This is a genomic window from Streptosporangium sp. NPDC000509 (assembly GCF_042898365.1).
Lineage (GTDB): Bacteria > Actinomycetota > Actinomycetes > Streptosporangiales > Streptosporangiaceae > Streptosporangium.
In genome coordinates this window covers 33,897-55,874 of the sequence record NZ_JBIAYX010000012.1, presented here as the reverse complement: position 1 = coordinate 55,874, position 21,978 = coordinate 33,897, and the positions used below count along the sequence as shown (strand labels likewise).

Here is a 21,978-nt window from a genome sequence, read left to right as displayed (position 1 = left end):
CGTTCCGCTGGTCCGCGGTCGGCGACTCACCCGTAGGTGACGGCGAGTTCGTCGCCGGCGAGGTCCACCCGGACCACGGCTCCCTCGTCCGCCTCTCCCGACAGGAGCGCGCGGCCGATGCGCGTCTCGACCTCCCTGGCGATGAACCTGCGCAGCGGGCGGGCTCCGTACACGGGGTCGTAGCCTCGCTCGGCGATGTGCCGCAGCGCCGCCTCGGTGACCTCCAGCCGGATGCCCCGCTGTTCGAGGCGGTCGCGCAGCTCGACGAACATCAGGTCGACGATGCGTTCGATCTCCTCCGGGGTGAGCGGCTTGAAGATCACGATGTCGTCGACGCGGTTGAGGAACTCGGGGCGGAAGTGGGAGCGCAGTTCGGCCATGACCCGCTGCCTCGCCTCGGGCTCGATCTCCCCGGTCGAGGTGACGCCGTCGAGGAGGTACAGGGAGCCGAGGTTGGAGGTCATGATCAGGACGGTGTTGCGGAAGTCGACGGTCCTGCCCTGCGCGTCGGTGAGCCTGCCGTCGTCGAGCACCTGCAGCAGCGTGTTGAAGACATCGGCGTGCGCCTTCTCCACCTCGTCGAAGAGCACCACGGAGTAGGGCTTGCGCCGCACGGCCTCGGTCAGCTGGCCTCCCTCCTCGTACCCGACATAACCGGGGGGCGCGCCGACGAGACGACTGACCGTGTGCCGCTCCTGGTACTCGCTCATGTCGATGCGGATCATGTTGTCCTCGGTGTCGAAGAGCGCCGCCGCGAGCGCCTTGGCCAGCTCCGTCTTGCCGACGCCCGTGGGCCCCAGGAAGATGAACGACCCGATCGGGCGGCGCGGGTCCTTGATGCCGGAGCGTGCCCGGATCACCGCGTCGGCCACCAACCGCACCGCCTCGTCCTGGCCGATCACCCGCTCGTGCAGGATCTGGTCGAGCCGCAGGAGCTTCTCACGCTCGCCCTCGCGCAGCCTGCTCACCGGGATGCCCGTCCATCGGGAGACGATCATCGAGATCTCCTCGTCGGTGACGACCTCGCGCAGCAGGCGCGAGGCGCCCTGCTTGGAGTACAACCGCTCCTCCTCGGCATCGAGCCGCCGCAGCAGCTCGGGCAACCTGCCGTGCCGCAGCTCCGCGGCGCGGTTGAGGTCGTAGTCGCGCTCGGCCCGCTCCGCCTCCGCGCGTACGTGCTCCAGTTCCTCGCGCAGGGCCTGGACGGCGCGCAGGGCGTGCCGCTCCGCCTCCCACTGCGCCCGCATCGCGTCGGTCTGGGCGCGCAGGTCGGCGAGTTCCCTGCGCAGCTCCTCCAGCCGGGTCCCGCTCGCGGAGTCCTCCTCCTTCGCGAGCGCGGCCTCCTCGATCTCCAGGCGCATCACCCTGCGGGTGAGCTCGTCGAGCTCGGCGGGCATCGAGTCGATCTCCGTACGCAGCATCGCGCACGCCTCGTCCACCAGGTCGATGGCCTTGTCGGGCAGGAAGCGGTCGGAGATGTAGCGGTGGCTCAGCACGACGGCCGCCACCAGCGCGCTGTCCTGGATCTTCACGCCGTGGAAGATCTCCAGGCGCTCGCGCAGGCCGCGCAGGATGGACACGGCGTCCTCGACCGAGGGCTCGTCGACCATCACCGGCTGGAACCGGCGCTCCAGGGCCGCGTCCTTCTCGACGTGCTTGCGGTACTCGGCGAGGGTCGTCGCCCCGATCATGTGCAGCTCACCACGGGCCAGCATGGGTTTGAGCATGTTGCCCGCGTCCATCGCGCCCTCGGCGGCTCCCGCGCCCACCACGGTGTGCATCTCGTCGACGAAGAGCAGGATCCGCCCTTCCGCGGCCTTGACCTCGTTGAGCACCGCCTTGAGCCGCTCCTCGAACTCGCCCCGGTACTTGGCCCCGGCCACCAGCGAACCCATGTCGAGGCTGAAGACCGTCTTGCCCTTGAGTCCCTCCGGCACGTCCCCGTGGCTGATCCGCAGGGCGAGGCCCTCCACGATGGCGGTCTTGCCCACACCGGGGTCGCCGACGAGGACCGGGTTGTTCTTCGTCTTGCGCGACAGGATCTGGATGACGCGGCGGATCTCGGCGTCACGCCCGACGACCGGGTCGAGTTTGCCGGACATGGCGTCGGCCACCAGGTCGCGCCCGTACTTCTCCAGCGCCTCGTACGCCACCTCGGGCATCGCGGAGGTCACCCGCTGGTTGCCGCGGATCGCGGTGAGCGCCTTGAGGAAGCCGTCCCTGGTCAGGGCCTGCTCGTGCAGCAGCCGCCCCGAGGCCGTCGAGCCGCCCTCCTCAAGCAGGGCGACGAGCAGGTGCTCCACCGACACGTACTCGTCCCTGAGCCGGTCGGCCTCCCGCTTGGCCGTCTCCAGCAGGCGGGAGAGCCGCTGCGTCACGTAGACCTGGCCGGGCGAGGCGCCGGGACCGCTCACCTTGGGGCGGCGGTCCAGCCCTGCCTCCAACTCGGTCCTGAGCCGGTCGGTGTCGACGTTCGCGTACGAGAGCAGGCGCGGGATCAGCCCGTCCGGCTGGTCGAGCAGCGCCAGCAGCAGGTGCTCGCCGTCCACCTCGGTGTGCCCGAAACGCAGGGCCTTGGTCTGCGCGTCGTGCAGCGCCTCCTGTGACTTCTGCGTCAGCTGGTTCATGTCCACGGCGGGCCTCCGGTGGGTCGGGAACGACCGCGCTGGGCGGCCTCGAGTTCTGCGATGCGGTCCAGCAGGTCCAGTACGAGGCCGAGCGCCGCGTAGTTGATCGAGAATCCGGCGCGCAGCCGCCGGATGCGCGCCATGGTGAGCAGCTGGGGAGGCGGGAACCACAGGTTCCCCTCGGCGTCGGTCCAGGCGTCGAGCAAACCCAGCACGACGAGGCGTCGCAGCAGGTCGGGGTGTGTCCCCGTCTGGGCGGCGAACGTCTCCAGATCCAGGCGCGCGGGCCTGGTCAGCTGATAGGTCCTCCCTGCCTCTCGCGGGGCCTCTCGCGGGGCCTCCCTTGGGGCCTCCCACCGGTTCTCTCGCGGGTGGGAGACCGCGTCCGGGGCCGACGAGCCTCCGGCGCGCTCCGCCCGCTCCCGCGGGTGGGTGGGGCGCGGCTCCGGCCGGCGCGGTCCGCGTTCGGAAAACGGGTCGTTCATCACCGTCTCCTCGGGTCGAACGTGGAAACCGAGGAGAGCTGCTCGAACAACCGCCGCTCCTCCTCGGACAGCCGTTCCGGGACCATGATCCGCACCTCGGCGTACAGGTCGCCCGGCTTGTCGCGACGGCTGGGCATCCCCCGGCCGCGCAGCCGCAGCCGCCTGCCGCTGGACGTGCCCGGCGGCACCTTGACCTTGGTCTCGCCGCCGGGGGTGTCGACCGCGACGGAGGCTCCGAGCGCCGCCTCCCACGGGGCGACCGGGAGCAGGACGTGGATGTCGCGCCCCTCGGCCCGGTAGCGGGGGTGCGGGGCGATCCTGATGATCAGGTAGAGGTCGCCCGCGGGCGCCCCTTCACCGCCCTTGCCGCCCTGACCGGCCAGCCTGACGCGCTGGCCGTCGGTGACGCCCGGCGGGATGTCGACCCGCAGCCGACGCGAGCCGACGGTGATGGAGCGGGGCCCGCCACGGTAGGCGTCCTCGAAGGACAGCACGATCTCGGCCTCCTGATCGGCACCGGGAATCGGCCCCCAGCTCGTGCCGGAACGCCTCCTCCTGCCGCCGGAGAACAGCCCTTCGAGGAGATCGTCGAGGTCGACGCCCTCCTCGAAGCCGCCGAAGCCGCCGCCACGGGGACCCGCTCCGCTCCGGCCCCCGGCCCGGCCCGCGCCCGCCCCGCGTCTCCCGGCGCGTGCCCACGTCTCGGGGTCGACGTCTTCGGGCACCTGACGGAAATCCGGCCCGAAGGCGTCGTAGCGGCGCCGGGTCGCGGGGTCGGACAGCACGCTGTAGGCCTCGGAGACCTCCTTGAAGCGGTCCTCGGCGGAGGGGTCCTTGTTGACGTCCGGATGGTTGGCCCGCGCCAGCTTGCGGTAGGCGCGCTGGATGTCCTCCTGGCTCGCCCCTCTCCGCACGCCGAGGATCTCGTAGAAGTCCCGGTCGGGGGGCATCATGCCCCCTTGGCCACCACGACCAGCGCGGGCCGCAGCTGCTGTTCACCGTCCCCGTAGCCCGGCCGCACCACCCGTACGACCGTGCCGTCGGGCACGCCCTCCTGCGAGAGCACGCCCACCGCCTCGTGCCTGGCCGGGTCGAACACGGCCCCGGTATCGTCACGACGCGCGTACCCGAGGCGGGAGAGCACCTCCTGCGCCTGGTCGCGGATCACCCGCAACCCGTCGGCTATGGAGACGGGGTCGGTCTCGGCGTGCTCCAGCGCGCGGTCCAGGTTGTCCAGTACGGGCAGCCACTCCCCGGCGGCCCGGGCCCGCTCCTCCGACCGGGTCCGCGCGGCGTCCCTGCTGACGCGTTTGCGCAGGTTGTCGAGGTCGGCGAGGGCACGCCGCCACCTGTCCTGGAGATCGGTCACCAGCGCCTGGAGCTCCACGACGCGCTCCTGGAGCTCGTCCGGGGTCTCCAGGCTCTCCGGGGCCCCCGGGGACCCCGGGTGCTCCTCCCGGACCTCCGGTCCCCGGTCCGGTGTCTCCTCCCGGCCATCGCGCCGTGCCTCGGGTGTCTCACTCATCGGTCGTGAACTCCGCGTCGATGACGTCGTCGTCCCTGCCGCCCTGGGAGCCGGCCGGTCCCGCGGCTCCCGGACCGCCCGCCGCCCCGCCGGTCCCCGTGGCTCCGTCGCCCGAGACGCCGGCGCCCGCCGCGGCGAGGCCGTGGTAGGCCTGCTGGAGCTCGGAGGTGAGCGAGCGGATCCGGTCGAGCGGGGCCTCCTGCTTGATCGCGTCGCGGGCGTCGTTCACCAGCATCTCCCCGCGTGCCTTCTCGTGGACGGGCACCGAGTCGCCCAGCTCCGCCAGGCGGCGCTCCACCTGGTAGGCGGCACTGTCGAGCTCGTTGCGCGCGTCCACCACCTGCCGCATCCGCTGGTCCTCCTCGCGGTGCCGCTCGGAGTCGGCGACCATCCGCTCGACCTCGCTCTTGTCCAGGTTCGAGCTCTCGCTGATCGTGATGCGCTGCTCGGCGCCGGTGTCCTTGTCCTTGGCCGAGACGTTCAGGATGCCGTTGGCGTCGATGTCGAAGGTCACGTCGACCTGCGGCACACCGCGCGGCGCGGACCGAATGTTCTCCAGCCGGAACCGGCCGAGGGGGCGGTTGTCGGCGGCGCGCTCACGCTCGCCCTGCAGGATGACGACGTCCACGGCGGTCTGGTTGTCCTCCGCGGTGCTGAACGTCTCGGAGCGGCGGGCCGGGATGGTCGTGTTGCGCTCGATGACCTTCGTCATCACCCCGCCGAGCGTCTCGATGCCGAGGGAGAGCGGGGTCACGTCGAGCAGGACGACGTCCTTCAGCTCACCCTTGATGACGGCGGCCTGGATCGCGGCGCCCAGCGCCACGACCTCGTCCGGGTTGACCGTCATGTTCGGTTCCTTGCCACCGGTCATCCGGCGCACCAGGTTCTGCACGGCGGGCATCCTGGTCGACCCGCCCACCAGGATCACCTCGTCGATGTCGTCGGCGGTGAGCTTGGCGTCGGCCATCGCCTGCTGGACGGGCCCTTTGCACCGTTCGAGCAGGTCGGCGGTGATCTCCTCGAAGGTCGAGCGCCTGAGCGTGGCGTTCAGATGCTTGGGGCCGGAGGCGTCCGCGGTGATGAAGGGCAGGCTGACCTGCGTCTGGCTGACCGCCGACAGCTCGACCTTGGCCTTCTCGGCGGCCTCGAACAGCCGCTGCAGGGCCTGCGGGTCCTGACGCAGGTCGATGCCGTTGTCCCGCTGGAACTCGTCGGCGAGGTAGTCGACGACCCGCCGGTCGAAGTCGTCGCCGCCCAGGTGGGTGTCGCCGGCGGTCGACCGCACCTCCACGACGCCGTCCCCGATGGCGAGGATGCTGACGTCGAAGGTTCCACCGCCCAGGTCGAAGACGAGCACGGTCTCGCTCTCCTTGCGGTCGAGCCCGTAGGCGAGGGCCGCCGCGGTCGGCTCGTTGATGATCCGCAGGACTTCCAGGCCGGCGATCTTCCCCGCGTCCTTGGTCGCCTGGCGCTGGGAGTCGTTGAAGTAGGCGGGTACGGTGATGACCGCCTCGGTGACCTTCTCCCCCAGGAACTTCGAGGCGTCGTCCACGAGCTTGCGCAGGACGGCCGCGGCGATCTCCTCGGGGGCGTACGACTTCTCGTGGATCTTGAAGCGGACGGCCCCCTCCGGGCCGGGGACGACGTCGAACGAGACGGCGTTCAGCTCGCTGGAGACCTCCTCGTGGCGGCGGCCCATGAAGCGCTTGGCCGAGTAGATCGTCCCCTTGGGGTTCAGGATCGCCTGGCGGCGGGCCAGTTGCCCCACCAGGCGTTCGCCGTTGTCGGTGAACGCCACGACCGACGGCGTCGTCCGGGCACCCTCGGAGTTGGGAATCACCGTGGGCTTGTCGCCCTCCATGGTGGCGATCACCGAGTTGGTGGTGCCCAGGTCGATTCCGACTGCTTTAGCCATGCTGCCCTCCTATGCGCTGCGGCACCGGCGCCCGCCGGACGGCGTCGTCGGTGCCCATCCGACAGCCCGGCGTCCCCCGGGCCCGGTGGTTCCGCGTCTCCACCGGAACCGCCCGGCGGATCGGGCCGGCCGGATGGGCGGACATGGGACGGCGGCGCGAGCGACATCGCCCGCGCCGCCGTCAGTACGGGCTCCGGCCCGGGTGGCTCCGGCCGGTCAGATCTGCTGATGCATCTGCTGGGACGTACCGACGTTGAGCAGCCTGCGCGCCTCGGCGGCGTGCGCGGCCGCCGCCAGCACCTCGTAGCGGTCGGCGACGATCGCGCTCGACGACAGGAAGTCGCGTTTGCCGCCGGTGAGCGCGTGACCGACCAACCCGAAGATCACTCCGGCGATGGCACCCCAGATCAGGCCCCACAGCACCAGGATGAAGGGGAAGCGCCCGGGAGTGAAGATCGCGAAGAACAGGCCGATCAGCAGTCCGAACCAGGCTCCGGTCGCCGCGCCCATCCCCGCGGCGCGGAGATAGGTCAGCCGCCCGAGCACCCGCTCGATGAGCCGGAGACCGACTCCGACGATCATCGTGTGCTCCACCGGGAACTTCTGGTCCGACAGCTGGTCCACGGCACGCTGGGCCTCGGCGTAGTCGCCGAAACTCGCCACCGTCTCATAGCCGGTCAAATTGACGTCAGGTCGCATGGCACTTCCCTTCGACGGGCACCCGCGAGGTGAATCCGTACTCGACTCACCCTGACCCCGCGACGGCGTCCCCACATCCCCAGACCTGACAGTCATCGCCGTCGCCGTCACCCCGGCGCGGGTTCCCCTGCCGTCGGGCCACCGCCGGGGAGGGCGCCCGGCGCGTCCCCACCGTCGGCCGGGAAGCCGCTGTCAGTCGTGGGCCAGGCCATGCCGGAAGGCGTACGTCACCGCCTGGGCCCGGTCGCGCAGTCCCGCCTTGGCGAAGAGATTGTTGATGTGCGTCTTGACCGTCGCCTCGGAGATGAACAGCTCCCGGGCGATCTCCGCGTTGGAGCGGCCCGCCGCTATCAGTCGCAGCACCTCGCTCTCGCGGCGGGTCAGGCCGTCGGGCGGGTCAGGCGCGCGGCGGCTCCCGGTCACCGCCTCGGCGAGCCGCCGCTGGACACCGGGATCGAACTGGGCCTCACCCTCGACCACGGTGGCGATGGCCGAGGCGAGGGACTCGGCGTCGGCGTCCTTGGTCAGGTAGCCCCGCGCCCCCGCGGCCAGCGCGGCGAAGACCGACTCGTCGTCGGAGTACGTCGTCAGGACCACCACCTGGATCTCCGGGTGGGCGGCCCTGATCCTGCGGGTCGCCTCCACCCCGTCCATCCGGGGCATCCGCAGGTCCATCAGGACCACGTCGGGCCGAAGAGAGCCGGCGAGCCCGACCGCCTCCCGTCCGTCGGCCGCCGCCCCCGCCACCTCGATGCCGGGCAGCAGCCCCAGGAGCAGCACCAGCCCCTCGCGCACCACCGTCTGGTCGTCGACCACCAGCACCCGCACGGTCACCCTGCCTCCCTGCCTCCCTACCTCTCGAACGCCTCTCGAACGCCCGCCGAACCCCTTGAACGCCCCTCGAACGCGCCCGCGTGCGCCGATCACACTCCCGGCGTGGTCGTACCGTACGGCACCGGCGTGACCCGTCCGCGGCGCGGCGCCCACCCCCGCGATGGCGCCGCGCCGCGGGCGGATCACGCCGGGACCCGCAGCAGGACCTCGAAGCCCTCCTCACCCGGACGCACGGCGAGCGAACCACCGATCAGCTCGGCCCGCTCCCGCATGCCCACCAGCCCGTACCCGCCTCCCGACGGCGCCGCCGGGCCCGGCGGGCCGCCCGTGTCGCGTACCTCCAGCTCGCACCAGCGGCCGACGCGGCGCAACGCCACCGACGCCGCGGCGCCCGGCGCGTGCTTGCGCACGTTCGTCAGCGCCTCCTGCGCGGTCCTGGCCACCGCCAGCCGTGCCCCCGCCTCCAGGCCGTCGAGGTTCCCCGCGACCGAGACCGCGCAGGGCGAGCCGGTCACGGAACGGAACTCCACCGCCAGCCGCTCCAGCCGCTCGGCCAGCGGAAGCTCCTCCCCGCGCAGCGCGTCGAGCGCCCTGCGGGTCTCCTCGAGCCCGGCGCGCGCCAGCCGCACGGCGCGGTTCACCCGGTCGAGGGCCGCCGCCGTGTCCTCTCCACGCTCAAGCAGCAGCCGCGCGCCCTCCAGGTGGACGATCTGCGCCGACTGCGAGTGCGCCAGGATGTCGTGGACCTCCCTCGCCAGCCGGGCCCGCTCGGCCAGTACCGCCTCGCCCGCCCGCGCCTCGGCGAGCGCGGCGGCGTGATCCCTGGTCGCCTTCACGTGCCGCATCAGGAAGACGAAGACGGCGACGTAGGTGAGGCCGAAGGTGTTGCCCAGCACCTCCGCGACCGGCAGCCCGAGCAGGAAGGACACGGCCGTCGTGGCGGCGACGTCCGCCGTGACCAGGAACGCCGCCGGCCAGAGGCGGGTTTTGAACGGCGCGGCGAAGATCACGATGTACATGAACCCCATGCCGCTGTAGGGGCTGATCCCGTGCAGGGCCAGTCCCCCGGCCAGGGTCGCCGCGAGCAGCGGGGCATCTCGGCGCGGCTCCCGGCCGAGCAGCACCCACAGGCAGCAGCCGACGGTGGCGGCGCCGAGCGGGACCACTCCGAGCAGACCGGGCCAGCCCGTCTCGACCGCGCCGATCACCGGACCGGAGAGCATGTAGCCCACCAGCACGACGGCGAGGAACCGGCGCACCGAGGGGCGGCGGAGAAACGTCACGCCCACACGCTATCCACGCCTTCCTGCGGCGGGCCATGGGCCTCGGGGTGGAGATCGCCTCCACCCCCGGCGGTCCCGATCTCCTCCCGGGTGGACATCGCGAGATCCATCCCCGGGACCGTGCGCTCCCACCCGCCCGGGGGCCATCGTCGAGGCCATGTCAGCAATCAGCGTCACCCACCTCGGCAAGTCGTTCGGCGGGGTACGGGCCGTCGACGACCTGTCGTTCACGGTGGAACGGGGAACACTCACGGCCTTCGTCGGCCCCAACGGGGCGGGCAAGACCACCACCCTGCGCATGATCCTCGGCCTGGTCACGCCCACCGAGGGCAGCGCGACCATCGGCGGCGAGCCCTACCGCGACCTGAAGCGCCCCGTCTGCACGGTCGGCGCGGTGCTGGAGGCCACCGCCTTCCACCCGGCGCTGAGCGCCCGCACGCATCTGGAGGCTCTCCGTCTCGCCGCGGGCCTGGATCCCGGACGCGTGGAGCAGGTTCTGGAGCAGGTCGATCTCACCGCCGCGGCCGACCGCAGGGTGCGGGGCTTCTCCCTGGGCATGCGTCAGCGGCTCGCCCTCGCCTCCGCCCTCCTGGGCGACCCGGAGATCCTCGTCCTCGACGAGCCCGCCAACGGCCTGGACCCGGCGGGCATGCGCTGGCTGCGGGGGTTCCTGCGGGCCTACACCCACCAGGGGCGCACGGTCCTGGTCTCCACCCACGTGCTCGCCGAAATCAGGCAGATCGCCGACCACGTGATCATCGTCAGGGCGGGGTGTCTGGCCTGGCAGGGCCCGCTCGCCCCGGAGACCGACCTGGAAGAGCTCTACATGGAGGTGACCTCGTGAACGGCCTGATCCGCGCCGAGTTGCTCAAGGCACGCGCGAGCCGCACCACCTGGATCCTCGCCGCCCTCGCGCCCCCGCTGTGCGTGGCCTGGGCGGGGCTGATGGTCTTCCTGATGAGCCTGGAAGGCGGGATGCCACTCGACGCGCAGATCGAGAACGTCTACAGCATGGCCCAGCAGGCCTACGTCGTCACCCTGCTGCTCGGCGTACTCGGCATGGCCGGGGAGAACCGCCACCAGACGATCACCTGGCAGTTCCTGGTCACCCCGGGGCGGAGCCGGGTGGTGACGGCCAAGCTGGCCGCGTACGGGATCGTCGGCCTGCTGATCGCCACGGTCTCGGCGCTGGTCACGCTGGTGGCGGGCCTGGTCACCCTCACTCTGGCCGGCCACCCCGCCTGGAGTCCCGGTGTGCCCGCCGTCCTGCTCGGCTCGGCGCTCGGGGTCGCCCTGTACGGCCTGCTCGGGGTGGCTCTGGGCGCTTTGATCCGCAACCAGGTCGCGGCGGTGGCGGTGGCGCTGGTGTGGTTCATGTACGCCGACTACCTGCTCGTCAGTTTCCTGCCGGAGCTGGGCAGATGGCTGCCGACCGGGGCGGCCAGGGCCCTGAGCGGCATGCCCCTGCGTACCGGTGAGCTGCTGCCCGCTTGGGCCGGCGGGATGCTGTTCGCGGGCTACGTCGCGGTGATCGTGCTCGCCGCCCGTGCGCTGACCCTGCGTCGCGACATCACGTGATCTCGCGACACCGCGGCACGGCCCCTGTCACGGCACCTTCATGACACCGTCACGAAGCGCGTCGGACCGGCCGCGCCGCGCCTCGGAAAGCACGCGGTGCGATGTGATCGGAGGAGGCGGTGTCACGCCATGGTGTCGCGGACGGCGGCGTGGGCCGCCTCACGCATCATGGAGTGCAGCACCGCGTTGGACTCCCGGTCCGTCCGCACCTCGATCATGCGCAACCCGTCGCCGCGCAGCGCCTTGACCAGCTGCCCCGGCTCGTCCACGAAGGTGTACGGCGTGCCGGTGGCGGCGGCCACGTAGCCCAGGTCCACCGCGTGCGAGGTGCCGAAGACCCGCTCGAAGGGGTCGCGCAGCGCGGCCTGGGGAAGGAGTGAGAAGATCCCGCCGCCGTCGTTGTTCACCACGACCAGGCAGAGATCCGGGCGGGGCTCGCGGGAGCCGAGGACCAGCCCGTTCTGGTCGTGCAGGAAGGTCAGGTCGCCCATCAGGGCGTAGGAGGGGCCGTTGTGCGCGAGGGCGGCGCCCATCGCGGACGACACCACACCGTCGATCCCCGCCGCCCCCCGGTTGGCCAGGACCCGCAGACCTCGCCGGGCACGCATCGCCTGGTCGAGGTCGCGGATCGGCATGGAGGAGCCGGAGAACAGCAGCGATCCGTTGGGCAGCGCCTCCGCCAGGTCGCGGGCCAGGCGCGGCTCGCTGAGCCCCGTACCGTCCAGCACCTCGTCGATCGCGGTCCTCGCCGCCGTCTCGGCACGGCGCCAGGAGTGCAGCCACGCGTCGTCGCCCGCGGTGACCGGGATCTCCACCACCTGGGCGACCTGGGTGGCCGAGCGGGTCGGGTCGGGCCAGCGGGTCATGTCGGCGGCGACCACGATGTGCTCGTCCGCGTGCCTCAGCCAGTTCAGCAGCGGCCGGGACAGGCCGGGACGGCCCAGGGTGACCACGACGTCGGGACGGTGCCGGTCGGCGAACTCCGGGGTGCCGAGGAGGAAGTGGTAGGTCGACATCGCGTGGTCGCCGTAGCGGGCGCCGCCGTTGGGCTCCGACAGGACCGGCCATCCGGCCATACCCGCCGCCGCCACGTATCTGCGCGTGTTGGTCGCGCCGTCTCCGACGACCAGCACACCCCTCCTGGTCGGCGGCAGGTGCAGGGCCACCGGCGGGGAGGCCACCCTGGCGCGGATCCACGGCCCTTCGCTGTCACCCTCCAGGGACTCGCACCAGGACGGGTCGCCGTCCGGGACCAGCGGCTCGCGGAAGGGCACGTTGAGGTGAACCGGACCCGGGTCGTACGGGCCCAGCGCGCGCTGGTAGGCGCGGCAGGCCGTCGACCGCCAGTAGGCGACCTGGCCCAGGCGGTCCTCGGGCACGCCGATCTCGCCGAACCAGCGGACGGCCGTGCCGTACAGCTTGACCTGGTCGACGGTCTGGCTGGCGCCGGTGTCGCGCAGCTCCGGCGGGCGGTCGGCGGTGAGCACCAGCAGCGGAACCCCCGACTCGTGCGCCTCGATGACGGCGGGGTGGAAGTTGGCCGCCGCGGTGCCGGAGGTGCAGATCAGGACGACCGGGCGGCCGCTACGGCGGGCGAGGCCCACCGCCAGGTAGGAGGCCGAGCGCTCGTCCACCCGCACGTGCAGCCGGATACGGCTGTCGGCGTGCACGGCCAGGGCGAGCGGCGCCGACCGCGATCCGGGTGCGAGCACCACGTCCGTGAGACCGCAGCGGGCGAGCTCGTCGACCAGCACCGTCGCGAGCGCGGTCGCGGGATTCACCGCACCGCCTCCTTAACTCCGCACCCGGGGGGTGAGTCCGTCCTGAGGCGCGCGAAGGCGACCTCGTCCATGCGGGGCGGCGCGCCTCGGGACCGAACCGCCTCGGACCCCCGCCATCCCCGGGGGCGGCGGGAGAACCTGTCCCCGCCACCCGGCCGTGAACTTCCGCCGCCGCTAGGGACGGCGCGGGAACTTACCGAAGTCGGGGGCGCGCTTCTCCTTGAACGCGTCGCGGCCCTCCTGCGCCTCCTCGCTCATGTAGTAGAGCAGGGTGGCGTCACCGGCGAACTGCTGCATCCCCGCGGCGCCGTCGGTCACCGCGTTCAGCGCGCCCTTGAGCATACGCAGCGCGAGCGGCGACTTCTCCAGCATCTCCCTCGCCCACTTGACCGTCTCCGTCTCAAGCTCGGCGAGCGGCACGACCGCGTTGACCAGGCCCCAGTCGAGGGCGGTCTGCGCGTCGTACTGGCGGCAGAGGTACCAGATCTCACGGGCCCTCTTCAGGCCGACGGTCTCGGCCAGCAGCCAGGAGCCGTAACCTCCGTCGAAGGAGCCGACCTTGGGACCGGTCTGGCCGAAGACCGCGTTGTCGGCGGCGATGGACAGGTCGCAGCACACGTGCAGCACGTGGCCGCCGCCGATGGCGTAGCCGGCGATCATCGCGATGACCGGCTTGGGGCAGCGGCGGATCTGGACCTGCAGATCGAGCACGTTGAGCCGGCCGACGTGCGGGGTGGACTTGTCGACGTAGCCGTCGTCGCCGCGGATCTTCTGGTCACCGCCGGAGCAGAAGGCCCTGTCACCCGCGCCGGTGAAGATGATCACACCGACCTCGGCGTCCTCCTGGGCGACGTTGAAGGCGTCCTTGAGCTCGAAGAGCGTCGTCGGGCGGAACGCGTTGTGGCGCTCCGGGCGGTTGATCGTGATCTTGGCGATGCCCTCGCCGGTCTCGTAGACGATGTCCTCGTACTGGCCGGACCTCTTCCAGTCGACCGCGCCGTCGCGCTCGGACGCCTTCTCCACCGCCCGCTCATCCACGCCCGGCTCGACCCGCTCCGTGCCCACGATGGCTTCACCCTCTCCGCTGCGCCGGTACCCCCGGCCGTTGTCCGGCTTCCGGCACTAACCTTACGACCGTGATGACCGCTCCTGCGCACGAGGCGTGGCTTTCCGTAGAACGGGAATTGCACGCCGTGGTATCTCCGGCGACCTCGGAGTTGTTCCGGGCCGTCGGCGAGGCGCTGGACGGCAGCGGCCCGGCCGTGCTGCCCCTCTCCCCCGCCCTGCCCGCCCCCGCACTGCGGGCGACGCTCGACGCGTTGCGCCCGACCCATGTGAACGGAGTACGCCGCGAGGGCGGCGTCGGTGTGCCCGCCGAGGTCGCGGTGGTCATCGCCACCAGCGGCTCGACCGGCGTCCCGAAGGGCGTCCAGCTGTCCGCCGAGGCGCTGCTCGCCTCCGCGTCGGCCTCGTTGCGGCGCCTGGGCGCCGCCGCGGGCGAGCGCTGGCTGTGCTGTCTGCCTCCCTCCCACGTCTCCGGCCTGCAGGTCCTGGTCAGGTCGCTGCTGGGCGGGACCGAGCCGATCGTGCACGACGGGTTCTCCCCCGAGGCCGTGCTCTCCAGCGGCGCGGAGCACGTCTCGCTGGTGCCGACCCAGCTGCGCCGGCTGCTCCAGGTGGATTCGACGCGTCTCCAGCGCCTGTCGAGGATCAGGACCATCCTGCTCGGCGGCGCCGCCGCTCCCCCCGGCCTGCTCGCCGCGGCCCGCGCGGCCGGCGCCCAGGTGGTCACCACGTACGGCATGAGCGAGACCTGCGGCGGGTGCGTCTACGACGGCGATCCCCTCGACGGGGTGGGGATCGCCGTCGTAGACGACGGCCGGATCCGTCTGAGCGGGCCCATGCTGTTCTCCGGCTATCGGCTCCGCCCCGACCTCACCGAGGCGGCCCGCGACGGCGACTGGTTCCTCACCTCGGACCTGGGCACCCTGGAGGGAGGGCGGCTACGCGTGCTGGGGCGGGCCGACGACGTCATCAACACCGGAGGTGAGAAGGTGGTCGCCGCGGCGGTGGCCGCCGTGCTGGCCGAGCATCCCGCGATCGTCGACGTCGCCGTGGTCGGCCGTCCCGACCCCGAGTGGGGCGAGCGGGTGGTGGCCGTCGTCGTCTCGCCCTCTCCGCCGCCCCTGGCCGAGCTGCGCGCCCTCGTCAAGGAGCGGATGCCCGCCTACGCGGCCCCTGCCGACCTGACCGTTGTGACCGAAATACCGCTTCTGGCCAATGGCAAGCCGGATCTCGCGGCTCTCCGTTATGGTCGTGATCGGGAACCGTGAAGGTGCCCCCGAACGTCCAATGAGGTAGCCGAAGCAGGAAGGACAAGCCCGATGAACGTCACCCGGAAGACATGGGTCTCGGCTGGAATCGTGAGCCTGGTCCTCGCCGGCGGCATTTCCGTCACGGCGGCCGCCGCGTCGGGCGGGATCGGCAGAGCGGAGAAACCATCGGACGAGCCGGTGCCCGCCGTGTCCCCGAACGAGCCGGGACCGCCCTCGTACGAGCCGTCACCGACCGCGTCCGCTCCTCCCGCCGAGGACTACGTGGTCTCCAAGGAGGTCAACCCCGACCCCGAGAAGGTCTTCGGTTACTGGAACGAGGACCGGCTGGAGCAGGCCGAGCCCTTCCCGATGCCCATGGTCGACGGCCCGCTCGAAGGCTCCTCGGAGTCGGCCGAAGAGGGCCCCGTGGAAGTGATCGAATAGGCCCTCTCGGGCACCCGAGCGCGGGTGGATCGCCGACACGGCGGTCCACCCATCATATTTTCCGAGTCAAGTCGGGAACAGAATGTTCTTGCCTGGGGTTATTGGTACTGGTGCGCCGAGCGGCTCCCAGACCGCCCCACCCCAAGACCAGCAAACCGTAAATTCAGACGACTCCGTGATGGAGGAGGTGTCCTCATGCCCCCAGCCGCCGTGGCGACCTCATCTGAGGCCCCGACGACCCTCGACCAGCTCCTTGACCGAGGACGAGTCCAGGGTCACCTTTCACTCGCGGAGCTGCGTCACGCCTTCGCCGAGGCGGGCGTCAGCCCCACCGAGGGCAGGTCGATTCTGCGCGAGCTCACCGAGGCGGGCGTCAGCCTGGCGGCCGAGAACGAGCCCACACTCTCGGCATCCACCACCAAGAGCACCCGCAAGACCTCCGCACACAAGACGAAGACCGCCTCCGCGAGGAAGACCTCGACGAAGGCCGAACCCGTGGCCGGCGCCCCCGACGCGACCAAGGTCCCGGTGGAGTCCTCCGGGGACCTCAAGACCACCAGGAGGACCAAGGCCGTGAAGGCCGCCGGGACCACCGCCAAGGGCGTCAAGGACGCCAAGGACACAGCGGCGGAGCCCGAGGACGAGTGGAACCCGACGGAGGAGCCCGAGGTGGAGGTCGAGCCGACCCTCGACCTCGACGACCAGTCCTCCGTCATGGGCGACTCGGTGCACACCTACCTGAAGTCGATCGGCCGTCGCACCCTGCTCACCGCCGCACAGGAGGTCGAGCTGGCCAAGCGCATCGAGGCCGGCCTGTACGCCGAGTCCAAGCTGGAGGCCGAGCCGGGCCTGTCCGCGGTCGTGCGTGACGACCTGGAGTGGATCGCCGAGGACGGCCGCCGGGCCAAGGACCACATGCTGGAGGCCAACCTCCGCCTGGTCGTCTCCGTGGCGAAGAAGTACACCGACCGGGGCATGGCCCTGCTCGACGTGGTCCAGGAGGGCAACCTCGGCCTGATCCGCGCGGTGGAGAAGTTCGACTACACCAAGGGCTACAAGTTCTCCACCTACGCCATGTGGTGGATCCGCCAGGCCATCCAGCGCGGCTTCGCGGACTCGGCCCGCACGATCAGGCTGCCGGTGCACGTGCTGGAGATGCTCTCCAAGCTGTCGCGCGTCGAGCGCGACATGCACCAGCGCCTGGGCCGCGAGCCCACGCCGGAGGAGCTGGGCGTCGAGCTCGACAAGAGCCCCGACCAGATCGAGGAGCTGCTGCGCACCAGCCGCCAGCCGATCAGCCTCAACGCCACCATCGGCGAGGACGGCGAGACCACCATCGGCGACCTCATCGAGGACGTCGACTCGCCCGAGGCCTCGGAGGTCGTCGACCGTCAGCTGCTCGGCGAGCAGCTGCGCGGCGTGCTGGGCAACCTCTCCCCCAGGGAGGCCAAGATCATGGCCCTGCGCTTCGGCCTCGTCGACGGCAAGCCCCACACCCTCGACGAGATCGGTAAGCACCTCGGCCTGACGCGCGAGCGCATCCGCCAGCTGGAGAAGGAGTCGCTCTCCAAGCTCCGCCACCCCAGCAACACCCGCCCGCTGCTCGACTGGGCCAGCTGACCCGGGCCGCCCGTTTCGAAGGGCGCCACCGCGAGACCTCCTGTCCGCGGTGGCGCCCTTCCGCGTTTCCGGCCCCGCCCGAGGGGGGTCCCGACGGAATCGGCGCGATCGCCGAGCGTCCCTCCCGGAAGGTCAGCGCGGGGGCCAAGGTGGACCAAGGCGACGGTCACCCGCATCCGGCCTCGAAGGCCGGGAAGGCGCGGAAGGCTCAGCCGTCCATCTGGGTGATGAGGCTCCTTGGGCGCATGTCGGTCCAGGAGCTCTCGACGTAGGCGAGACAACCGGCGCGGGAGTCCTCACCGTGGGCGATCTGCCAGCCCGCGGGGACGTCGGCGAACGCGGGCCACAACGAGTGCTGCCCCTCCACGTTCACCAGCACCAGGAAGGACGCGCCGTCGTCGTCGAAGGGGTTGATCATCGGTTACCTCCAGCAGGAACGGGCAAGGATCGGGGATTCGTCCGGCACCGGGAGCGGCGGTCGGCACGGGGTCCGCGTACGGGCGTCGGCGCGTGGTTTTCCCGCCGGCGCGCCCGGAGGCCGCCGAGCACCGATCTCCCGTCGCGTTCTCGGAGCCATCAGGCAGGGGTTGGGGCAGAGGAAAATGCGTGGCTGTGCACATCTCAGCGAAATACCTGGTCACAGCGTTAGGCGAGCAGTCGGGGGCTGTCGGAATGACAAGATTTATTAGGTAAGCCTATCCTAAAATCCACCTCATCGACGGCGATGTCAAGGCTTATGGGGGATGACGGTGCCCAGGCCCCCCACAGGCCCGCCCGTGGGCCGGGACCGCGAAGGGCTCCTCCCCGCGGTCTTCGGCCGCGGGGAGGAGCCCTCTCGAACGGGAGCCCTAAGTGCCCAGGGTGCTTGGGACGAAGGTCAGCGGGCGGAGGCGGCGACCGGGCGGGGAACCCGGGGGATGCCGGTCAGCCGGTTCTGCTCGCGAAGGGTGCGCAGGCGGTTGACCTCCGCGGTCCACTCGGCACCCCGGGGGGTCGCCCTGCCCTTGCGGCGGCGGATCCGGTCGTCGTACGCCTTGACCCCGAACGTCGCACGCTGGTTGGCCTCGGCCGCGCGCAGGGCCTCGGTGAGAGCCCTGTCGAACGCCAGCCCGGCGGCTCGCAACTCCTGCACCGGAGCCGCGGCGGCCTGCGCCCGGCGCATTTCGGCCTCGGCCTCGCGCGCCTTCTCAAGGAGCTCGGGAAAGCTCTTCCCGACCTCCTGGTCAGCGTGGTGACGAACCTCCGCCTCCCGGCTCACGCTCGGTCGGAAAAACGCCATCTTCTTCCCTCTCTCACCGGTCGCCGGGCCTCCTCCGGCAGATCACCGCTCGTAGCCTACGCGCTCAGCCCTCACCCCACACACTCAGGGACCCGACCCCTTCCGGACGACCCCGTCCCGCCGCGCGACGGAGGTCCGTCCTGTTCGGCGCGCCACCCTTTACGCAGTAAGGCAGGCGGTGGCAGGATGCCTCCCATGCCCGCCAAGCGACCACCCGTCCCGCTCTCCAGGGAGCGCATCATCGACGCCGCCCTTCACATCGCCGACGGCCAGGGGCTCCGGCGTCTGACGATGCGACGGCTGGGCGACGCGCTCCAGGTGGAGGCGATGGCCATCTACCACCACCTGCCGCGCGGCAAGGACGCCCTCATGGACGCGCTGGCCGAGCACGTCACCACCGTGCACGCCGAGCCGGGCGAGAGCTGGCAGGAGAGCGCGAGGGCCTGGTGCCGGGCGAGCAGGGCAGCACTGAGAGAGCATCCCGGGGTGCTGGCCCTCGCCCTGACCAAGCCGCCGAGGGGCAGGGCGGCGATCGCGATCAGGGAGCAGACCGAGCAACTGGCCGAGGCGGGCCTGGCCGACCCGGCGGGGGCGGTACGCGCCCTGCGGGCCTACGTCTTCGGCGCGGTGGCGGTGGAGGTGCAGCAGTCGGGCTGGGCCGAGCCCCCGGGCGACGGGGACGAGCCCTGGCGCCCTCCGTCGAGGGGAGGCGGTAGCCCGGCGGCGGACACCGACTTCGAGCACGGGCTGGACGCGCTCCTGGCCGGCCTGGGCACGCGGGAGGGCAGGAGCCGTTAAGGGCCAGGCCGGGGGCGCGAGGGCCGACATCGGGGCACGTCAGCAACTTGTAACCGATCGTTTACCCGCCAGGCGGCGTGTCGGACTTGGTTGAATGTGCTCATATGAGGCATGCTGTGTTATAGGTCACATCCCCCGACAAAGCCCTGACGGACTGGCCCTCTAGCAGTCCCAAACAGTCCTAACGGGCTATGTCGCCGAGGTGCGATCGATCGCACACTTGATCTACTTGATGTGCGACCCTCGCTCTGTTAGGGGTCGCATGGCCATATGTCAACATTCAGATGCTCGTCCCCGTCATACGTGGGAACGGAGACCCATCGGTGACGGTGCCGCCGGATGTCCGATGCCCACCCCCGTGCCCGGTGTGACACGGGCGAGCCGACACGAGAGATCCGGAGGCACGCCGATGTGCCCGCACGAGCCGTCCTGTCCGTCCGCCGACGCGCTGGACCGCGAAGCCGCCCGCACCATGGCGGCCCACCCCGAGCAGGGCTGGAGCCTGCTCTGCAACGGTGTTGTGCTGTTCGAGGACACCGGCGAGCTCCTCCCCGACGGTGCCGTCATCGAGCCGCACCGGCCACTGGCCGGCGTCGTCTGAAGACCCGTCACCCCCGACCGGTCACGCTGAGCGGGTCCACCGAGCCCGGCCGCATCCTCGTGTCGAGCCACTCGGCGACCACCTCGCCCACCCTGGTGGGACTCCTCCCGAGGTCGTGACCCTCTCCCGGCAGCACCACCAGGCGCGCGGCGTCCGCCGCCTCGGGCACGCCGAACGGGTCACGGTCTCCGCTCACCACCAGCACGTCCACACCCGCCGCACGCAGCTCTCCCGCGCGTGACCGCTCCGGCTTCCTCGGCGGGTGCAGGGGGAACGCCAGCGCGACGACCGCGTGAGCACCGACCCGCTCGGCCGTACGGCACGCGACCCTCGCCCCGTTGCTCCGCCCGCCCTGCGCCAGCGGCAGCCCCGGATAGCGCCCGCGCAACCCCGCCACCAGCCTTTCCCACGCCTCGTCCTGCTTGACCGCCGACCCCGGCGCCCGGGCCCCGCGCACACGGAACGGCTGCAGCACCCGCGCGACCGTCCCGCCGATCGCCGTCACGGCGTCCCGCACGGCCAGCAGGTCCGGGGCGTCCACTCCCCCGGCCGAGCCGTGGGTGAGCACCAGCAGGAAGCGCGGGGCGGCCACCTCGTCGATCTCCACGAGGGCCGGGCCGTGCGGGGTCACGATCTCCAGGGGCCCGGCCGTGCCCGCCGGAAGCCGGGATTCCGCGGTGGTCCGCGGGGCGGACGCCTTCGCGAGGGGGGTGGAGTCGAAGGTGGACACGAATCTCGTCCTAACGGCTGATGCCCGGCGGCCGGGGGCGAGGGAACAATCGAAGCGTGCAGGACTACCAAGATATCCGCCAGGACATGCGCGCCACCATCGAGGCCCGGCGCGACCTCGGCCCGGAGTACGAGGCCGCGCTCGTCGACTCGTTCGTGTCACGTCTCGACGCGACCATCGCCCACCGGGTGCGCGCCGAGTTGCACGCCGCCGGGGCACCGGCGGCCAGGCCGCGCAGGAGCACGAACTCCTCGATCCCGATCGCCCTCGGTTCCATGGGCATCGGGATCCCGCTCACCGCCATCGCCGCGCAGAACGCCGGCACCGCCGGACTGCTGCTCGCCTGGGGCGGAATCGTCGCGATCAACTTCGCCCACGCCCTGAGCCGCTGGCGGGAGCGCGACTGACGGCGAGGGCGCCGCGGGGACGGGGAGACGCCTCCCCTGTGGTCCCCTGTGGATCCGCCACTCCCGGACAGTGTCCGGCCCGACCTCATCGGCCCGGCGTCCGCCCACAGGGCGACCGCCGCTCCGCGCACGGCCCCCGAAGTCGCCGGACCTCAGAGATCCCGGTCGAGGCGCAGGCGGACCTCACCGGCGAGGTCCTCGTCGGCGCTGTCCAGACCGTAGCGCCACACCCGCTCGGCGTCCTCGTCGCGCCCTCTGAGCGGAAGGGTGCGCGCCAGGAGCTCGATGGCCAGCGCACCGGTCTCCACGTCTCCGCCCTCCTCGATCGCGCCGGAGAACTCGGCGCAGGCCATCTCCAGATGAGCGATGCCGAGCATCACCCGCAGTCTCGGCACCTCGGCCGCCTCCGGCACCGAGAGCGCCTCCAGGAGCACCTGCGCGGCCTCGGCCGGCTCGCCCTCCTCAAGGAACACCTCCGCCAGCCGCTGAGCGGCCCGAGGAGCGATCTCCGGGTCACGGGTGGCGAGCGCCTCGCGAAGCGACCGCTCGGCCTCCTCATCGCCCGTGGCGAGCCGCGCGAGGGCCATGTGCGCCAGCGGGACGTAGGCGGGGTGGCCGACACCCAGCGCGGCCTGCCAGGCGGCGCGGGCCTGCTCCACCAGGTCCTCCCTTTCGAAGCTCCCCGCGAGCAGGCAGGCGGCCTGGGCGGCGAACTCCGGGTGCCCGGTCGCCAGCGCGGTGCGTGCGGCCGCGCGGGAGCCCGGCACGTCTCCGCTCTCCTCAAGCACCACCGCGAGCCCCACCGCCGCCTGGGCCCTGTCGGGTTCGTCGGGATCGGCGACCAGCTCAGCGAAGATCGTGGCGGCGCCGTCGAGATCGCCCGACTCGGCCAGTCTTCGCGCGGCGTCCAAGGGACGGGTGTCCACCTCAGGCATGCATGATCCTTCCGGATACGGAGACGCCCCGAGCCTAACGACTCGGGGCCTCGTCCGTCCCCCCGCATTCCCGGCGGATATCACGGTTCGCGCGGGTTTCCCGGCTCTCGCCGAGGCCGGCG

Annotated in this window: 22 protein-coding genes; 8 read left to right on the top strand and 14 right to left on the bottom strand. The window is 71.7% G+C overall.

Translation table 11 applies throughout. The annotated features are described in order from the left end of the window. Window positions 1-26 precede the first annotated feature (26 nt). The 8 genes from clpB to ACFY3D_RS22445 all read right to left on the bottom strand — a co-directional run bounded on the left by clpB (window position 27) and on the right by ACFY3D_RS22445 (window position 9,368). Window positions 27-2,633: an ATP-dependent chaperone ClpB gene (gene clpB / locus ACFY3D_RS22480; protein WP_389981963.1), complete on the bottom strand. Its 2,607-nt coding sequence runs from the start codon at window positions 2,631-2,633 to the stop codon at window positions 27-29. Then, window positions 2,624-3,112 (bottom strand): chaperone modulator CbpM, encoded by a 489-nt coding sequence (locus ACFY3D_RS22475; protein WP_389981961.1) that lies wholly within the window; start codon window positions 3,110-3,112, stop codon window positions 2,624-2,626. Before ACFY3D_RS22475 ends, clpB begins: the two co-directional genes overlap by 10 nt. Continuing rightward, window positions 3,112-4,065 (bottom strand): DnaJ C-terminal domain-containing protein, encoded by a 954-nt coding sequence (locus ACFY3D_RS22470; RefSeq protein ID WP_389981959.1) that lies wholly within the window; start codon window positions 4,063-4,065, stop codon window positions 3,112-3,114. Before ACFY3D_RS22470 ends, ACFY3D_RS22475 begins: the two co-directional genes overlap by 1 nt. Then, window positions 4,062-4,637 carry a nucleotide exchange factor GrpE gene (locus tag ACFY3D_RS22465; protein WP_389981957.1) on the bottom strand — a complete coding sequence of 192 codons (576 nt, stop codon included), beginning with the start codon at window positions 4,635-4,637 and terminating at the stop codon, window positions 4,062-4,064. The genes ACFY3D_RS22470 and ACFY3D_RS22465 overlap by 4 nt, the downstream gene beginning before the upstream one ends. Then, window positions 4,630-6,552 carry a molecular chaperone DnaK gene (gene dnaK, locus ACFY3D_RS22460; protein WP_389981955.1) on the bottom strand — a complete coding sequence of 641 codons (1,923 nt, stop codon included), beginning with the start codon at window positions 6,550-6,552 and terminating at the stop codon, window positions 4,630-4,632. Before dnaK ends, ACFY3D_RS22465 begins: the two co-directional genes overlap by 8 nt. 216 nt (window positions 6,553-6,768) lie before the next feature. After that, window positions 6,769-7,251, bottom strand: a complete 483-nt coding sequence (locus tag ACFY3D_RS22455; protein ID WP_350947163.1) for a general stress protein — start codon at window positions 7,249-7,251, stop codon at window positions 6,769-6,771. A gap of 192 nt (window positions 7,252-7,443) precedes the next feature. Next, window positions 7,444-8,085 carry a response regulator gene (locus ACFY3D_RS22450; RefSeq protein ID WP_389981953.1) on the bottom strand — a complete coding sequence of 214 codons (642 nt, stop codon included), beginning with the start codon at window positions 8,083-8,085 and terminating at the stop codon, window positions 7,444-7,446. 182 nt (window positions 8,086-8,267) lie between these two features. Then, complete coding sequence (locus tag ACFY3D_RS22445; protein WP_389981951.1) at window positions 8,268-9,368, bottom strand: sensor histidine kinase; 1,101 nt, start codon at window positions 9,366-9,368, stop codon at window positions 8,268-8,270. Window positions 9,369-9,525: 157 nt separating this feature from the next. Between ACFY3D_RS22445 and ACFY3D_RS22440 the strand changes: the two genes are divergently transcribed. Together ACFY3D_RS22440 and ACFY3D_RS22435 are read left to right on the top strand one after the other, a co-directional pair. Continuing rightward, window positions 9,526-10,212, top strand: coding sequence for an ABC transporter ATP-binding protein (locus ACFY3D_RS22440; protein WP_389981949.1), 687 nt, complete (start codon window positions 9,526-9,528; stop codon window positions 10,210-10,212). Beyond that, complete coding sequence (locus ACFY3D_RS22435; protein WP_389981947.1) at window positions 10,209-10,946, top strand: ABC transporter permease; 738 nt, start codon at window positions 10,209-10,211, stop codon at window positions 10,944-10,946. The genes ACFY3D_RS22440 and ACFY3D_RS22435 overlap by 4 nt, the downstream gene beginning before the upstream one ends. A gap of 122 nt (window positions 10,947-11,068) precedes the next feature. On the opposite strand, the gene menD is transcribed toward ACFY3D_RS22435, so the two are convergent. Beyond that, the gene (gene menD / locus ACFY3D_RS22430) at window positions 11,069-12,727 is read right to left on the bottom strand and encodes a 2-succinyl-5-enolpyruvyl-6-hydroxy-3-cyclohexene-1-carboxylic-acid synthase (protein WP_389981945.1); all 1,659 of its coding nucleotides are present in this window, start codon (window positions 12,725-12,727) and stop codon (window positions 11,069-11,071) included. Window positions 12,728-12,901: 174 nt separating this feature from the next. Beyond that, window positions 12,902-13,750 carry a 1,4-dihydroxy-2-naphthoyl-CoA synthase gene (gene menB / locus ACFY3D_RS22425; RefSeq protein WP_350947313.1) on the bottom strand — a complete coding sequence of 283 codons (849 nt, stop codon included), beginning with the start codon at window positions 13,748-13,750 and terminating at the stop codon, window positions 12,902-12,904. Window positions 13,751-13,866: 116 nt separating this feature from the next. On the opposite strand from menB, the gene ACFY3D_RS22420 reads away from it, so the two are divergent. The 3 genes from ACFY3D_RS22420 (at window position 13,867) to ACFY3D_RS22410 (ending at window position 17,106) form a co-directional block, all read left to right on the top strand. Beyond that, window positions 13,867-15,060, top strand: coding sequence for an AMP-binding protein (locus ACFY3D_RS22420; protein WP_389981943.1), 1,194 nt, complete (start codon window positions 13,867-13,869; stop codon window positions 15,058-15,060). Window positions 15,061-15,111: 51 nt separating this feature from the next. Next, the gene (locus ACFY3D_RS22415) at window positions 15,112-15,486 is read left to right on the top strand and encodes a hypothetical protein (RefSeq protein WP_389981941.1); all 375 of its coding nucleotides are present in this window, start codon (window positions 15,112-15,114) and stop codon (window positions 15,484-15,486) included. Window positions 15,487-15,681: 195 nt separating this feature from the next. Further along, entirely contained in the window at window positions 15,682-17,106 is a 1,425-nt protein-coding gene (locus ACFY3D_RS22410) for an RNA polymerase sigma factor (protein WP_389981939.1), read from the top strand. A 208-nt stretch (window positions 17,107-17,314) separates the two neighbouring features. On the opposite strand, the gene ACFY3D_RS22405 is transcribed toward ACFY3D_RS22410, so the two are convergent. Next, entirely contained in the window at window positions 17,315-17,524 is a 210-nt protein-coding gene (locus ACFY3D_RS22405; protein ID WP_350947156.1) for an MbtH family protein, read from the bottom strand. A gap of 459 nt (window positions 17,525-17,983) precedes the next feature. Continuing rightward, entirely contained in the window at window positions 17,984-18,385 is a 402-nt protein-coding gene (locus ACFY3D_RS22400) for a hypothetical protein (RefSeq protein WP_389981937.1), read from the bottom strand. A 195-nt stretch (window positions 18,386-18,580) separates the two neighbouring features. Here ACFY3D_RS22400 and ACFY3D_RS22395 point away from each other — a divergent pair, with 195 nt between their 5' ends. Together ACFY3D_RS22395 and ACFY3D_RS22390 are read left to right on the top strand one after the other, a co-directional pair. Beyond that, window positions 18,581-19,183, top strand: coding sequence for a TetR/AcrR family transcriptional regulator C-terminal domain-containing protein (locus ACFY3D_RS22395; RefSeq protein WP_389981935.1), 603 nt, complete (start codon window positions 18,581-18,583; stop codon window positions 19,181-19,183). 409 nt (window positions 19,184-19,592) lie between these two features. Further along, a complete protein-coding gene (locus ACFY3D_RS22390) occupies window positions 19,593-19,784 on the top strand; it encodes a DUF5999 family protein (RefSeq protein WP_307558872.1) in 192 nt (63 codons plus the stop codon). A 7-nt stretch (window positions 19,785-19,791) separates the two neighbouring features. Here ACFY3D_RS22390 and ACFY3D_RS22385 read toward each other — a convergent pair whose 3' ends face one another. Next, window positions 19,792-20,424 (bottom strand): alpha/beta family hydrolase, encoded by a 633-nt coding sequence (locus tag ACFY3D_RS22385; protein WP_350947311.1) that lies wholly within the window; start codon window positions 20,422-20,424, stop codon window positions 19,792-19,794. A 146-nt stretch (window positions 20,425-20,570) separates the two neighbouring features. Here ACFY3D_RS22385 and ACFY3D_RS22380 point away from each other — a divergent pair, with 146 nt between their 5' ends. Continuing rightward, window positions 20,571-20,921, top strand: coding sequence for a hypothetical protein (locus ACFY3D_RS22380; RefSeq protein WP_389981933.1), 351 nt, complete (start codon window positions 20,571-20,573; stop codon window positions 20,919-20,921). 152 nt (window positions 20,922-21,073) lie between these two features. Here ACFY3D_RS22380 and ACFY3D_RS22375 read toward each other — a convergent pair whose 3' ends face one another. After that, complete coding sequence (locus tag ACFY3D_RS22375) at window positions 21,074-21,856, bottom strand: tetratricopeptide repeat protein (RefSeq protein ID WP_389981931.1); 783 nt, start codon at window positions 21,854-21,856, stop codon at window positions 21,074-21,076. Window positions 21,857-21,978 lie beyond the last annotated feature (122 nt).